13 protein-coding genes are annotated in these 15,043 nt (G+C 56.0%); 5 read left to right on the plus strand and 8 right to left on the minus strand.

Annotated features, from left to right (window positions below; translation table 11 throughout):
- Positions 1-148 precede the first annotated feature (148 nt).
- The 5 genes from E2H86_RS00960 to acnA form a co-directional block, all read right to left on the minus strand.
- Entirely contained in the window at positions 149-874 is a 726-nt protein-coding gene (locus tag E2H86_RS00960; protein ID WP_133323991.1) for a transporter substrate-binding domain-containing protein, read from the minus strand.
- A gap of 13 nt (positions 875-887) precedes the next feature.
- The gene (locus E2H86_RS00965) at positions 888-2,141 is read right to left on the minus strand and encodes an OprD family porin (protein ID WP_133323992.1); all 1,254 of its coding nucleotides are present in this window, start codon (positions 2,139-2,141) and stop codon (positions 888-890) included.
- Between the two features lie 73 nt (positions 2,142-2,214).
- The gene (locus tag E2H86_RS00970; RefSeq protein ID WP_243744015.1) at positions 2,215-3,435 is read right to left on the minus strand and encodes a lactonase family protein; all 1,221 of its coding nucleotides are present in this window, start codon (positions 3,433-3,435) and stop codon (positions 2,215-2,217) included.
- 71 nt (positions 3,436-3,506) lie between these two features.
- Entirely contained in the window at positions 3,507-4,655 is a 1,149-nt protein-coding gene (prpF, locus tag E2H86_RS00975) for a 2-methylaconitate cis-trans isomerase PrpF (protein WP_133323993.1), read from the minus strand.
- Positions 4,655-7,282: an aconitate hydratase AcnA gene (acnA, locus tag E2H86_RS00980; protein ID WP_133323994.1), complete on the minus strand. Its 2,628-nt coding sequence runs from the start codon at positions 7,280-7,282 to the stop codon at positions 4,655-4,657. The genes prpF and acnA overlap by 1 nt, the downstream gene beginning before the upstream one ends.
- Positions 7,283-7,576: 294 nt before the next feature.
- Here acnA and E2H86_RS00985 point away from each other — a divergent pair, with 294 nt between their 5' ends.
- Entirely contained in the window at positions 7,577-8,896 is a 1,320-nt protein-coding gene (locus tag E2H86_RS00985; protein WP_133324396.1) for a CitMHS family transporter, read from the plus strand.
- Between the two features lie 348 nt (positions 8,897-9,244).
- Here E2H86_RS00985 and E2H86_RS00990 read toward each other — a convergent pair whose 3' ends face one another.
- Entirely contained in the window at positions 9,245-9,526 is a 282-nt protein-coding gene (locus tag E2H86_RS00990) for a hypothetical protein (RefSeq protein ID WP_133323995.1), read from the minus strand.
- Between the two features lie 198 nt (positions 9,527-9,724).
- Between E2H86_RS00990 and E2H86_RS00995 the strand changes: the two genes are divergently transcribed.
- The 4 genes from E2H86_RS00995 (at position 9,725) to E2H86_RS01015 (ending at position 13,499) form a co-directional block, all read left to right on the plus strand.
- On the plus strand, positions 9,725-10,651 hold the full coding sequence (locus E2H86_RS00995; protein WP_027915682.1) for a GntR family transcriptional regulator: 927 nt from the start codon (positions 9,725-9,727) through the stop codon (positions 10,649-10,651).
- Between the two features lie 1,664 nt (positions 10,652-12,315).
- Positions 12,316-12,684 carry a histone-like nucleoid-structuring protein, MvaT/MvaU family gene (locus tag E2H86_RS01005; protein WP_133323996.1) on the plus strand — a complete coding sequence of 123 codons (369 nt, stop codon included), beginning with the start codon at positions 12,316-12,318 and terminating at the stop codon, positions 12,682-12,684.
- A gap of 50 nt (positions 12,685-12,734) precedes the next feature.
- Entirely contained in the window at positions 12,735-13,079 is a 345-nt protein-coding gene (locus E2H86_RS01010; protein ID WP_243744016.1) for a hypothetical protein, read from the plus strand.
- Positions 13,080-13,265: 186 nt separating this feature from the next.
- Entirely contained in the window at positions 13,266-13,499 is a 234-nt protein-coding gene (locus E2H86_RS01015) for a hypothetical protein (RefSeq protein WP_133323997.1), read from the plus strand.
- A 310-nt stretch (positions 13,500-13,809) separates the two neighbouring features.
- Here E2H86_RS01015 and E2H86_RS01020 read toward each other — a convergent pair whose 3' ends face one another.
- The gene (locus E2H86_RS01020) at positions 13,810-14,619 is read right to left on the minus strand and encodes a hypothetical protein (RefSeq protein WP_133323998.1); all 810 of its coding nucleotides are present in this window, start codon (positions 14,617-14,619) and stop codon (positions 13,810-13,812) included.
- A gap of 53 nt (positions 14,620-14,672) precedes the next feature.
- The gene (locus E2H86_RS01025) at positions 14,673-15,014 is read right to left on the minus strand and encodes a hypothetical protein (RefSeq protein WP_133323999.1); all 342 of its coding nucleotides are present in this window, start codon (positions 15,012-15,014) and stop codon (positions 14,673-14,675) included.
- Between the last annotated feature and the right edge of the window lie 29 nt (positions 15,015-15,043).

Consider the following 15,043-nt stretch of genomic DNA (forward strand, 5'->3'; position numbering starts at 1 on the left):
TATTGCTGATTCGCGAACGATCTGAAGAACCGAACTTGCCAAAAAATTGATTGATGGCACTAACGATTACCCTGTAACTGTTTGTTTTCACAGATCGGGACCAGTGAAGCCCATCAGATTATATGAGGCCTCGTCTCCAGTATCGACCTCAACGGGGTGCGCTGACGTCGGTTTGCCCGCTGGCAAGTAATGCACCCCGGATGAAGCCCTCGGCCAATCGTCGTTCGACGAAGTCTCTAACATAGGCTGCTCCAGCATCACGGCCTCGTGGCACTGCGACTGCTTGGCGGATAGCGGTGAAGGCTCCCTGCATCACCCGATAATTCTGATTCTTGGCTGCGATTTGTTCCAGCGGTTGTCTGACCCCGGCGGCAGCATCCAGGCCTTGGTCAATGAATAGGTCTACTGCACCTGCAGACGTGTCAGCTCGGTGTAGCTCTGCATGCTGCAACGTACGTGACAGGTACAGGTCGTAAGCAGCGCCGTTGCCTACCGCAAGCCGAAGTCCAGGTTGATCCAGGTCCTCGATTTTGGAATAGGGCGACTCGGCGTTTACCAGATAGGTCCCTTCGATAAGTACGTAGGGTTCACTGAAGCTGATCTGGGCGGCGCGGACAGGCTCGATAGCCAGGAAGGCCAACGTCCACGCGTTTTCTTCAAGTGCAGCGAATACCTTTCCGGCCGCGTCGTATGTGCGCAATTCGAGACCTACGCCCAGCTCTTCGGCCAGCGATTTAGCAAGTGCAACAGAAACACCATGCGGTTCTCCGTCAGCGCCTGGCTGAGCCAGCACTGGGTTACCGAAGTTGATCGCCGCACGCAGAATGCCGTTGGGCGCCAGGTCCTTGAGAACCTGCTGGGCAATAGGGCTCATACCTTCTCCAGGGTTAGAAAATTGGGAACGTGTAGGACACGATCAGGCGGTTTTCATCCGCGCCACGTGCAAAGCTCGATCGATAGCTCGCGTTACGCCACCGGACCGATACGTTCTTCAGGGCACCGGATTGCACCACATACTGCAGTTCGGTGTTGCGCTCCCATTCATGGCCCTCACCGGTGATGGTCGCTGCGTCGGCCTGGTTGCCTCGCAGGTAGCGAGTCATGAAGGTCAAGCCAGGAATGCCGAGAGCCGCGAAGTTGTAGTCGTAGCGCAGCTGCCAAGAACGTTCACCGGGCTCGGCGAAGTCGTTGAGCTGGACGAAGTTGACCAGGTAAGGATCGGTTCCATCGAGATAGGGCATGGAGGTGGAACCGTTCATCTTTTGCAGTCCCAGACCAAGCGCATGTCCGCCCAAGCTGTAGGTGAACATGCCAGAAATTGCTCTGCTATCGATACGTCCGCCCAAAGCTCGACCGTCATCGTCGCTATCCATGTAGCGAAGATCAGCTTTGATTTTCCCGGGGCCCACTGGAATCGAATAGTTCGCCCCCACGAAGTGCTGGTGGTAGACCTGTTCCAGCTCTGCATATTGATAGGTCAGCAGCAGGTCTTTTGTGAGCTGGTAATCCAAGCCGCCCAGCCAGAAGGCGTCACCTTCGGCATTGCCTGTGAAACGACGGTTTTTGTTGTTTAGTGTGATCGGTACGCGGTCTGTCGAGTCGCGATCGGTTTGGCGCTCGAAGCGGGCACCGATGAAGAACAGCGAATCGAATTCTTTGCTGGTGAGCAGGCCGCCCTCAAAGGTCTGGGGGAGGAGGCGGCCAGTGTTGGCCTGAACCGTGGGCAGCTTGGGGATCAGAGTGCCGTATTTAAGCTCTGTCTCGGATAGGCGCATCTTGCCAGTCAGGCCCAGGCGGCTGAACTCGTCGGCTGCGCGACCATCATCATGGGTCGGCAGCAGGCCGGTACCGGTTCGATCGGGACTTGAGTCCAGCTTCAGGCCGAGCATGCCCAGAGCATCGACCCCAAAACCGACTGGCCCTGGTGTGTATCCGGACTTCGCATCGAGAATGAAACCATGGGCCCATTCTTCGCGCTTTGACTGGCCAGCACCGTCACGGAAATCGCGGTTGATGTAGAAGTTCGTCGTTTGCAAGGTGACCTTGCTGTCGTCTATAAAGCCATCCCCATAAGCCGTCGCTGCGGCCAGGCAAGGAGTTACGGCAAGAAGCTTGCAACCAGTTTTGTTTTTGTTATGCATTTGCTGCTCCATCAATTGGAACGTGGGGTGTAGGCGTGCCTCCCGGCACGCCAGGATCAGGAAAAAAAGAGGTTCAGGCGGTGCGGAAAATCATGCAGACCGGGCTGCCGGTCTGGATCTGATGCTCCAGCAAAGCCAGTTCGCCTTTCGGGCTAATGGAGAATGTCTTGATGTTGTCGCTGTCTTCGTTAGCGACGAACAAGAAGCGACCGTTAGGGGACGCTGTCATGAAGCGAGGCTTCTTGCCCTGGCTAGGTACGTTGCCGATCGGGTTGATCTTCCCGGTAGGCTGATCCACCGAATAAATGGTCACGCTGTCATGCCCGCGATTGGATGAGAACAAATGTACTCCATCCGGTGCCATGACCAGCGCTGCTGCACGGCTGTCCCCTACAAAGTCCTGAGGGAGGGCTGGAACCATCTGGAATGGAACCAGGGAGCCGTCATTCTGGTTGTAGCGGTAGCTGGTGATCGTGCTGTCCAGTTCGTTCACAACGTAAGCAAATGACCCGGTCGGAGAGAACACCACATGTCGAGGTCCGGCCCCCTCGCGTGTCTTGATTTCATGCGCCAGTTCAGGCTTCAGTGCGGTCCCGTTCTGCTTCAGATCGAACACAAAGACTTTATCCAGTCCTTTGTCCGGGACCACCAGGAAGCGGCCCGATGGATCGCGTGGGATCATGTGCGGGTGGGAGCTCGCCTGCTCGATCTTGTGCGGGCCAGGGTTGCCCGGAAGGTCGTATTTGCTGATGACGGGTTGCAGGTGGCCGGTCTTATCGAACGGCAGAATGACAATGCTGCCGGTGGCATAGTTGGCCACAGCGAGGAATTTGTTGCTCTTGTCCACGGTAAGGTGAACGGGGTTGTTCCCTTCGCAACTAACCGAGCTCACCTTGGTGAGCGTTCCGTTGGCTGGCTCAATTTGGAATGAGCTGACAGTGGACTGGTCGCCATGCACGCAGAACAGCAGGCTCTGGGTTTGGTCGAGGCACAGGAAGGATGGATTGGTCAGATCGCCGACGGTTTGAACCAATTGGGAGCGACCTGTCTGCGGGTCATGTCGATAAACCGTGATGCCTGCACCGCGGGCTTTTCGCTCGCGAGTGGTTCTGGAGCCCACATAGACAATTTGGGTTTTGTTCGGGTTGGCAGGCTGCATAGCGTTCTTCTCAGGTCCTGATTTGGCATCTGCCGCTCCCGCGCCGAGGCCCAGAAGGGTTGCCGCAGCGACGATGGAAGTAGAAGAGAGCAGCGTGCGTCGGGTAATGGCGGGTGGAAACGGTGATGGGCGCATAGCAAAATCTCATCGTTGTTTTTGTTGTGATGAGTACCGCCGACCTTCGAAGGTCGGCGGCAGCTGAGCAATCAGTACTTCGAAGGTACGAGCACCCAGCCTTCCATCAGGCGACGTGCGCTTCGGCTCATGACGGCCTTGTCCACAATCCAGTTGCCATCAACTTGGGTGGTCTGCGCGCCTACGGCAACGGTGCCGGCGGTGTGGCCCATGTTGACTTGGCGTTCACCGATATCGCCGACGATACGGTTGACCAGCGTGCCTTCCAGAGCGGCCGCCACGGCAACGGCTACAGCGCCAGTGCCGGTGATTGCGTGGTGCAATTTGCCCATGGAAAGGATGCGGGCGATCACATCGATCTCGCCGGCTTCGACTGTCTTGCCACCGGCAGCGCCGTAGGTTTGCGGCGGAGCTACCAGGCAGAGCTTCGGCGTGTGAGGGCGAAGGCGCGTTGCTTCTTCAGCGGTAGCCGCCAGACCCATGGCCACGGTGCAGTGTGCGCGGATGGTTTCCAGCGACAGCAGCAGTTCGGCATTGCCGTTGACCTGGTCTTGGGTCTCGGTCCCGGTCAGGCCAACGCGTCGGGCGTCGACGAAGATCGTCGGGTTGCCTGCGTTGAGCAATGTTGCCGGCAAGCCTGGGAAGCCAGGGATATCCAGTTCATCCACGACATTGCCGGTTGGCAGAATGCTGCCGCCCGAACCGCCAGGCTGAAGGAATTCCACGACGATTTCGGCAGCAGGGAAGGCGACGCCATCCAGCACGAAATCACCTTCTTCAACGACCTCGCCATCCTTCATCGGGACATGGGCGATGATGCGTTTCTGAATATTGGCCTGCCAAATTCGGATGGTGGCGATGCCGTCACGAGGCGCATCGACGAGCCCTTGGCGAATGGCGAATGGGCCAACGGCTGCGCTCAGGTTGCCGCAGTTACCGGACCAGTCGACCACCGGGTTTTCGATTGCCGGGGCACCGAACAGGTAATCAACATCGCAATCGGTACGACCCGATTTACCGATGATGACGACCTTGCTGGAGCTGGAGGTGGCAGCACCCATGCCGTCGATCTGCTTGCCATAAGGATCCGGGCTGCCGATGACGCGAAGCATCAGTGCATCACGCTCGGGGCCTGCAGCCGGAATATCCTGCTCCAGGAAAAAGACGCCCTTACTGGTGCCACCGCGCATGAATACGGCAGGGATTCGAACTTGAGTCATTACACTGCTCCTTCCAGTTGCTTCGCTTGTGCAGCCTTGTCCATGCTCTCCACCAGCAGCTGCGGCAGCAGGCCGCCGCGGCGGAAGTAGCGCACGTCTTCATGCGTATCCAGGCGGCTGGTGACGGTTACGTTTTCAGTGGTGCCATCTGCACGCTCAATGACGAGTTGCAGCTTGTCGCCAGGCGCGAAGGTGTCGTTGATGCCTTCTACCGAGAACTTCTCGTGACCGGTCAGGCCCAGCGTCTTGCGAGTCACACCTTCTGGGAACTGCAGCGGGAGGATGCCCAGGCCAGCCAGGTTGGTGCGGTGGATGCGCTCGAAGCTCTCGGCCACGACAACGCGCACGCCCAGCAGGCGAGGGCCTTTGGCTGCCCAGTCACGCGACGAACCGCTGCCGTACTCCTTGCCTGCCACTACGATCAGAGGCTGCTTGCGATCGGCGTAGGCTTGGGCGGCTTCGAACACGGTGCTCACGCGGTTTTCCGGCAGCAGCAGCGTCCAAGGGCCTTCGCGGCCGTCAGTCATCAGCTCGTTCTTCAGGCGGGGGCTTGCGAAGGTGGCGCGCTGTGCGGCTTCGTGGTTGCCGCGACGAGTGCCGTAGGAGTTGAAGTCATCAACACCGATGCCATGGCCTTTGAGGTACGAACCGGCGTCGCTGTCCGACAGGATGGCGCCGGACGGCGAGATGTGGTCGGTAGTGATGTTGTCCGACAGCATCACCAGAACGCGCATGTCTTTCAGGTCGCGTTGAGGGTCGGTAGCAGTCAGCTCATCGCTCCAGTACGGCGGCTTGCGGATGTAAGTGCTGCTCTGGTCCCAAGCGTACTGATCGGTAACGCCGGCGCGCAGGTCAGAGGCGATGACGCCCGCTTCGCGAGGTACCGAGCTGTAGGCCTTGTCGAACATGTCGGCCGACAGTGCTTTCTTTTCGATCTCGTCCAGCTCTTGATCCGAAGGCCACAGCTCGCTGAGGTAAACCGGCTTGCCTTCGGCGTCGGTGCCGAGCGCATCCACTTGCGGGTCGATGCGGTAGGTGCCAGCGATCGCGTACGCCACGATCAGGGGAGGGGACATGATGAACACTTCACGAGCCAGCGGGTGTACGCGACCTTCGAAGTTGCGGTTACCGGAGGTAGCGGCAACGGTCTCCAGATTACGAGTGCGGATTTCGTCCTCGATCTCTTTGCTCAGCAGAGGGCCGGACATGCCGTTGCAGGTGGTGCAGCCGTAGCCAACAACGTTGAAGCCCATGTTGTCGAGGTCCACGTTCAGACCTGCACGGTCCAGGTAGTCGGCGACCACCTTGGAGCCGGGTGCGAAGGAAGTCTTGACCCATGGAGCACGACGCAGACCGCGTTTGAGTGCATTGCGGGCGACCAGGGCCGCAGCGATCACGCCACGAGGGTTCGAGGTGTTGGTGCAGCTGGTGATAGCGGCAATCACGACCGAGCCGTTATCCAGGCCGGTAGGTATGTCTTTTGCTGCTTCGCCTTTGCCCAGCAGGATGCGCTGGTGAGGTTGTTTCGGGCCGGCAATCGCACGACCAACGGTGCCCAGGTCGAGGGTGACGACACGGTCGTATTCGACCGATTCCAGGCTGTCATGCCACAGACCTTGATGTTTGGCATAAGCCTCGGTCAGCTCGGCAATCTCACCGCCGCGACCGCTGAGTCGCAGGTAGTGCAGGGTGCGATCGTCGATCGCGAACATTGCTGCGGTAGCGCCGAACTCAGGAGCCATGTTGGACAGGGTGCCACGGTCCGCCAAGGACAGGGCGGCAACGCCTGGGCCATGGAATTCCAACACGCTGCCGATTACGCCGACTTTGCGCAGGCTTTCGGTCAAGGCAAGTGCGATGTCGGTAGCAACGTAGCCCGATGGCGGGACGCCTTCCAGCCGGACGCCGACGATTTCTGGAACCCGCATCATCAGGGCTTTGCCCAGCATTGCGGCTTCTGCCTCGATGCCACCAACACCCCAGCCCAGCACGCCGATGCCGTTGATCATGGTGGTGTGGCTGTCAGTGCCGACTAGCGTATCTGGGAATGCCCACAGATCACCTTCAACTTCACGAGTGCCGATGACGGTGGTCAGGCGCTCCAGGTTGATCTGGTGAAGGATGCCGTTACCTGAAGGCACGATCGACAGGTTGTTGAAGGCCTTGTTGCACCAGTCGAGGAATGCAAAGCGTTCGGCATTGCGCTCGCGCTCGATGGCTTCGTTATCGGCCAATGCGCTGGCATCACCCCAACGCTCTACGTTCAGCGAGTGGTCCACGACGAGGTGAGTAGGGGTGACCGGGTTTACCTGGCGTGGATCGCCGCCTGCTTTTGCTACTGCGTCACGCAGACCGGCCAGGTCGACCAGGGCAGGGGTGCCGAGCAGGTCCTGAAGAACCACGCGAGCGGGGCGGAAGGGGATGTCGCTGTTTTTAGATCGAGTGCAAATTACCTTCAGCGCTTCGTTCGGCTCTGCTTCGGTGCGCAGGACGTTTTCAGCGAGGATCCGGAGGCTCATTGGCAGGCGGGCAAAGTCGCCGCCTATCGCTTTTACAGCTTCCGATACGTTGCAGACGCGGTAGTCGCGACCGTTTACGGCCAGGGTTTGGCCAATGTGCTTGCTCATGCCGGGGACCTCACAGGCGTGTTTTTTGTGAGGCGATATTGCACTTTGTCTAAACTTGAGTCAATTTATCTCCAGCAGAAAAACTTCGGTCGAGCGCCGAATGGTCACCTTGAAGCCTGAAGACCGGCCATTTATCTGCCTGCCAACCTTTCCCGCACAAAGACAAAAACGAGGAAATTCAAGATGAAATGCAATCAGACCTACCGTAAATCCGTCCGGCACCAGTCCGCTCAGTCCCTTTCGTTCCGCTAAAGCTTGGCTTCGCGGCACTAAAACAATAAGGAGAGAGCCATGCTGCTGACCGTGCTCGGTTTTTCGATGGTCACCTGTTTCATGTACCTGATCATGACCAAGCGGCTTACCGCCCTGGTTGCCTTGATCGTGGTACCGATCGTGTTTGCCCTGATTGGTGGCTTCTACGCCGGCCTGGGCGGAATGATGCTCGACGGCATCAAAACGTTGGCGCCGACTGGTGTCATGCTGACCTTCTCGATTCTTTACTTCGGCATCATGATCGACGCGGGACTGTTCGATTCATTGGTGCGCTGCATCCTGAAGATCGTGAAGGGTGACCCGCTGAAGGTCTTGGTCGGAACCACGATCTTGACCATGCTTGTATCCCTGGATGGCGACAGTTCCACTACTTACATGATCGTGGTCGCCGCATTCCTGCCGCTTTATCAGCGCCTGGGAATGAGCGTTCTGGGCCTGACCTGCGTGGTCAACATCGCCAACGGCATCATGAACATCTCCCCGTGGGGCGGCCCTACTGCCCGCGCTGCGGCTGCGCTGCATGTCGACGCTATGGACATCTTCCTGCCTATGGTGCCGTCGATGCTGCTGGGCTGCGCTTGCTTGCTCTTCATCGCAATTCTGCTGGGTCGACGTGAGCGTGCTCGCCTGGGCGTGATTGCCGTGGATGATTTCCACAACGGCTCTATCGCGTTGGGTAATGGTTCGCATGAGGAGTGCGATCGCAATCGCCGTCCGCACATGTTCTGGCCCAACCTGTTACTCACTGCAACGATGATTGGCGTGTTGATGGCAGGTATCGTGCCGATTCAAGTGCTGTTCATGGTCTGCTTCGCCATCGCGGTGATGATCAACTACCCACATCTGGAGCAGCAGAAAGAGCGTATCTCCGCTCACGCGGGCAACGTTCTCGCGGTGACTACGGTCATTTTCGCCGCAGGCATCTTCACCGGCATCCTTTCGGGTACCGGCATGGTCGATGCGATGGCGAAGGGGCTGTTGGCAGTCATTCCTGATGCGTTTGGCCCATACCTGGCGGTGTTCACTGCCTTGGTCAGCATTCCGTTCACCTTCTTCATGTCGAACGATGCCTTCTACTTCGGCATCTTGCCAGTGATCGCCCAGACCGCCGCTACCTACGGAATCTCGCATCTGGAGATCGCCCGGGCATCGGTGGTTGGTCAGCCTGTTCACTTGCTCAGCCCATTGGTGCCTTCGCTATATCTGCTGGTGGCGTTGGCAAAAGTCGATCTGGGTGACCACCAGCGCTTTGCATTGAAATGGGCGCTCCTGGTGAGCATGGCCATGTTGGTAGGTGGCGTGATGTTCGGAGCATTCCCGGCCTATCACTCAGCTTCGTAAGTTGATGGCTGGCCGTCGGCTCTGCTGGCGGTTGGCTGTTGGCTGGGTATCTTTTCTACGGCAAGCCTGAAGACATGCGGTGGCTGTGCAGCCAAGAGAGCAAAACTATCTTGGATTCGCGTTCCGGTGGCGGCAAAAAGGGGGTGCTGCAGCCTCTGCGCAAGGCTGCAACGTCTACACCCAGTATCCCCTCCTGACCTGGCTGCCGAGCTACCTTCAGCAAGAGCGGCATCTATTGCTGGAGAAATCGGTCTAGTGACTGCCATCCTGTATGCTGCTGCAGTCGTGCTATACATGGGGCTGGGCAACCTCATCGGCTGGTATATGACTCGCGGTGGCGGGTTTAACTCAGGCAAGCGCCGTAACGTAATTGCGATCTCGATGCTGATTGATAACTGCATTTTTTCTTGTGCCGTTTGCTGAATCTACTGCATCGCTGGATTTGATTACGTCGCTCACTTTGGCTGGGATCGCGTCGACTACTTCGCTGAACTTCTCTTTGCTCAAGGACCTGCTGCCAAGTACCGGTGACGTTGTCGGGCAGTTGCGTTCATTGTCGTTGGCGGAAACCTTTTCGGTGTGGCCGCTCCGAGCGCCACTGGGACGTTGTTCAAGCCACGAGTCGTACAACTGGTCCTCATGATCGCAGGCATCCTCCTGGTGGCTGGTGCGTTTATTGCACTGCTATGACCCGTAAGCCAATGGTCTCGACATCTATTAACGCCGAACTCCATTTGGAAATGAACCCGCAAAAGGCATAATGTGGGAGCTGTGGGGTTCGTCTGATGGGAGGAGCCCCACAATCCAACGCCCCAACTCGGAAAAGATATGAATTTGACGCCTCTTCAAGCCCGCGTGGCTCGCGATATCGTTGCCTATGTTCGCCAAGAGCAACTGGCTGCGGGGCATCATGTCTCGGAGCTAGGACTGGCTAAGGCTTTGAAGACGTCACGAACTCCTATCAAGATTGCTCTCAACTACCTTGCCGAGCGAGGATTGCTGAGTCAGGACCGCAATCGCGGTTTTTTCCTGGCCAAGCCCTATGATGATCTGGCTGAAATTGCCCAAGATTTGTCGGTCTCCATCGACGACCCGGTCTATCAGCAGATCGCGGTGATGCGACTGAACGGCCAGATTCCTGAGCAGTTTGCTGAAACGGACCTGATGCGTTTATTCAACATTTCACGCTATATGCTGCGAGGGGTTTTGAGCCGCATTCAACAAGAAGGCTGGATTGAGCAGCGTGCCGGCCAAGGCTGGCAATTCCTGCCGATGATCGACTCGGTCGAAGCCTACGAAGAAAGCTATTCCTTCCGAGCGATCATCGAGCCGGCGGGACTGCTTGCCCCAACGTTTATGATCGATACCGAAGCTTTGGCTCGCTGTAAAAAGCAGCAGCAATTCATTGCAGATGGCGGCTACCTGACCATGACTCCGCAGGAACTTTTCGAATCAAATGCTCAGTTTCACGAGACGCTTGCCAGCTTTTCCGGCAACAGATTTCACGTCCAGACGGTTCGTCGTCTCGACCAGCTTCGCCGTCTTGTGGAATACCGTCAGGCTAGCAAGCGCGCTCCTCGGCGAGAGCAGGCGGTTGAGCATCTCGCTATCCTTGCTTGTCTTGAAAAAGGTGATCGGCTTGCAGCAGCTGATCACATGCGTAAGCACCTGGAACAAGCTCGCCGGCATAAAGTTGCAGCTGAGTTATTCGAGGCAGGTGAGCTGCCAATCAAAGTTGCTTTTGAGTCGGATTGAGCTGGCAGTCTGGACCGCTTGTTCTATTCAGTTGTCTTTCCAGTTTAAATTGCGCAGTGCTGGTTTTCATGTTCCAGTGTACGTTCATCCGGTCCATGTTGGTGATGTCTGGTAGAGGTGATTATAGCGGAGTCGTTTGTTGGCGCCCGCTCCGCGATAATTTCTGGATGTTGCATCAGATAGGCCTCGAACGCACGAGCGATCTTGTAGCTATTGTAAGGGGCCCCTATCCATAAGCCAGCTAAAACAAACAATTGGAGGCCCGTATGCTAGCGATAGATTTACTAGGCCCTTGCTCATCAGCAGGTCCGAGTTGCTGGAGTAGTCAGTTCCGTTATTTCTGTGCGAATGGATCAGGTTCGCGGTCTAGCGGCATTCGTTTTGGGTAACCATCAATTGGCGGCTAACTGGCTCATCGAACCGGCCCTTGGCTTGGGGGGGGGGCGCCCCCTGCAGTCTTCTTATGGATAACGAAGGGTATCGCCAAGTCTGCGAGTGCCTTGTGAGAATGGATTATGGTGTTTATTGATGCGCTGAGGACGTGAATGTGAATTCCGGCGTTTGGATAGTAGGGTCCCGCTGCGGTGGCGGAGTGCTATGTAGGTTTGAACGGATGGATGAGGTGCACGAGAAGTGGAAAAAACATGCGATACAGACTCGATTGTTTTGATCGTGGAGCAACATGATTTTCGTCATCCAGTTTTGACCCGTGCGGCCTGACGGCCTTCGCTGAGCGGATTGGGTCGTCCCCATTCGCAGCAGATCTGTGACAGACAGAATCTGATGAGTAACAGTTTAGGGTGGTTGAAGAATTTCCGCTTCCTTTGTCCGGTCTGACCAGAAATATGCACAACGAAGCACATCATAGATGCGCAGGCTCATAGTATTTACTAATAAAAATCTTATCTTCATTAATCATTACTATTAATGGCAGCAATGGTAGTAGCTCACTACCTCTCGTCGCAGGATCGACCATTTTCAATCGAAAGGTCGTTTTATGAACTGGTCAGACCGCTGCGCTTAACGATTTGTATTTCACTTCTGGGTGCAAATAAAGTCAATTCAGCTGTAAATTCAAGCTCACAACGCTATTTACTCGAGGAGTGTGACCTGACCAGTCTAACCTGTTACGCCTGCTCGTGCGGTTGAGGGGCGTGCGAAGCTAGGCCGGGCTGTCGTCCTATCAGTCTGGGTATAGGAAGTTAACCGTCGGTTGAATGTGATGGCGGCTTACAATTGCGCATTGCTCGCAGGCGAAGCGGGTGCGGGCGAACGTCATCCAAACGCATTAGCTTCGGCTCCATCAGTCGGAGTGAGAGCAGCTTCTGAAGTCTCACATCGGCCCCTTTTCTGAGTCGCGGCTTCATTCTGCATTGTCACTCATTCATCACTCCCGGTCGGGGCGAGGGCATGCACTTGGCGAGCATGAAGGGCAGTGCATCCCGGGACGATTGAGCGTGTCGAAAAGGCACGTGAATTCTGCAAGCAGAGTAGCCTGCGGTCAGTACAACATCATGAATGTGTCAAGATTTATGCACTCTAGAGAAAACAATCCATGGTAAGTTAAAGTCAACGATGATTTAGAATCAGCGTCAAACTAAAAGACATCGTTAACGAAATGCTTTAGGATGTCCGACTGTTTTAATTAAATTTGAGGATCTCATATGTCCCGCCTGGCAGAATTCCGTCAGCTTGAGCAAAAATTGGCCGCCCAGCTGGCCGAGCTGGAAGAAATGAAAAGCTCTTCTGAGCTGCAGAAAGAAATCGAATTTGAGACCAAGCTGCGCGATTTGCTGAGCAAATACGGTTACAGCCTTCGCGACATTATCAACATTCTGGATCCGCAGGCGAACAGTCGTTTAGTCGCTCTTTCAGCGGCAGAAAAGTCCCCGCGCCGCGCCCGTCAGGTGAAGCAGTACAAGAACCCGCACAATGGCGAGATCATCGAAACCAAGGGCGGCAATCACAAGCTGCTTAAAGAATGGAAAGCCGAGTACGGATCCGAGGAAGTGGAAAGCTGGCTGGCTCGCTAGATCAGATCTACCAGATGCAGCAAGAGGTGACAGTCCTCCAGCAGACGCTCATGGTTAAGCAGGAGGAAGCCACTCGACTGATTCGCGATAACGAGCGATTGATAGCCGAAAACCGTCAGCACGCCAAGGAGGCCAGCCAGCATCGTGACGCTATCGAGCATCTGAGAGGTGACCTGGGCATCGCCAATGCTGCAACTGCTCGCGCGGAAGGGGCCAAAGAGCTGCTGGCTCACCAGCTCGAAACCAAGAGTAAAGAGGCTACCGATGCCCATCTGGCTGGAACAGCAGCGCAGCAAAGGGCGGAAGAGTTGAAGGCACTGCTCGAGCAGTCTGAAAACGAGCTAGAAGCACTTCGCGCTGCGATTGAAACCAAAGAACAGTCAGAAAGTCAGTAAGCCTTGAGCCGAGACGTATAAGGCTGGAGTACAAATGTACTCCAGCCGTATTTCAGGCATACGCGCTTTTCTACACTGTCACCTGGGGGGCTCAGTTGCGATTACCTCAGGCGGCGCATCACGCTCTAAAATGATTCCCATCGGCTAATCGCTCAACTCAAGGACGCCGATGGCCAGGTGCAGACCATGCAACACACGCTGGCGGCCGTTCGCAAGGAATTGGCCGCAGCCTGTGAACAGCGCAGCGCTGCCCAGGCGCATAGCGTGGCGTTGTCCGAGCTGCGGGATCAGGCGCGCCTCACTGCGCAGCAATCAAGCGAGCAATGCCAGACCTTACAGGACCGTCTGGAGCGCATGGAGGCGGAGCTGATGGCGGCGCAGCGTATTGCGGCAGCCCAAGAGCACGGGCACAGACACTAGACATGCAGTTAGTGCAGTTAGTGCAGTTACACGATACCCTGAAGCAGAAACGGCGGTCGCGCGCCTGACCGTCACCTATCGAAAGAGCTAATGTCGAGGCCGTTGGGGTCAGGTACAGAACATACTTCTCCACTGGCACACCCAATGACCCCATGACAGCCTTTTCCGCTACAGGTGGTGTGACAGCGTGATGGGGGCCGGTATTTACTCAGAAGACCTAGAACGGTTGAATTTTCAGGGAAGCGATAATCAGCCGGGAGCTAACGCCGGCCACTTTGCCCCCTGCCAACAACGGCGGTGGAAACTCTCTCTAGGACCTTCGGTTGGAAGGAGATATGTAACTAAACAGCTCGTCGAGTTCAGCCGACGTGGGACTGTATGCGGATTCAAAGTGTCCACTAGCACCGGAAAATACATACTCTTCGCACAAGCATTGATCAGCAGACTGCTCGCAATTTCTGCACAGCGGGTTGCACAGCTCAATCATCTGATCAATGGCTGTGGAAGGGTCATCGGGATCGTAACAGTCAGGGTAGCAGGGCGTCTCCACAACTACGTAATCACCCCTCGCAAAGCGCAATACATCCTCGGCGCCGTCATGCCGCTGGATTGACAATGCTTTTAGTGCTGGCAACAGCACAACCCTGCAGTAGTCGAATCGATAGTTTTCCATATTGCACATAATGCGACCCTTATCTTCCATGAGGCATTTATATGATATTTCACCATAGCGCTGCTCGATGCTCGCATATCGCTGCCTATCCAGTCGAATATGCTTCAAAGCATTATTAATCGCGTCAATCAGTTCCATCTTGCGATTTCTGAGGTATGCCCCCCTCACAGAGAATCGCTCATCAAATGTGCTTACCAAGTCCTTTCGTGTTTCTTTGATGCCATCAGCACGCCTCACCGCCTGTAAGTAGTCAACGCTGTGTGCCAAAAGCAGGTTCACACCGAATGCCTGGTGAAGCGCTACCGCATTCACGCGGATCTTCGCTTCGAGATCTTCCTTAGCCGGCTCAAGAATGTTCGAGATGAATTCCCGATAGTCCTCAATAGCCAGCTTAAGGGCGTCAGAGGCTTGGGTTGCGGGTTGTGGCTCATGGTCTATGATCGCCATGCCGTACCTCGTATAGTTAGCGAACTGAAAGGGAGCGCCGGGGGAGATCCACGCTACTCTACCTGATGGCTGGCAATGGCTTGTATGGCTTTTCTCGCAGAGAACTCCTGCTCCTTCCCATCAGTGAATTTCACGACGAAACCTTGAGTAGTGCCCCCATTCGCTCCAACTCCTCGTCCGATGTTTCGAGCGTAAAACGCTGCCGGGTCAGACAGAATTGGCCAATTGGTATACTTGCAGTATTTAATGTAAAGCTCGCGCAGCAGGTCAAATTCCCGGGAATCCATAATTTCACCGCCACTGGCGATACTGCTGTCACGAATTGCATAAAAGAACTTTTCGGCAGCGTTTTGCGTTGGAAAGTGTTGATCTAGTACCGATAGAGATTTCGGCATGATGCTCTCCTTGTCGTTTAGGGTTGGGG

The sequence above is a fragment of the Pseudomonas putida genome (assembly GCF_004357765.1).
In the GTDB taxonomy this organism is placed as follows: domain Bacteria; phylum Pseudomonadota; class Gammaproteobacteria; order Pseudomonadales; family Pseudomonadaceae; genus Aquipseudomonas; species Aquipseudomonas putida_U.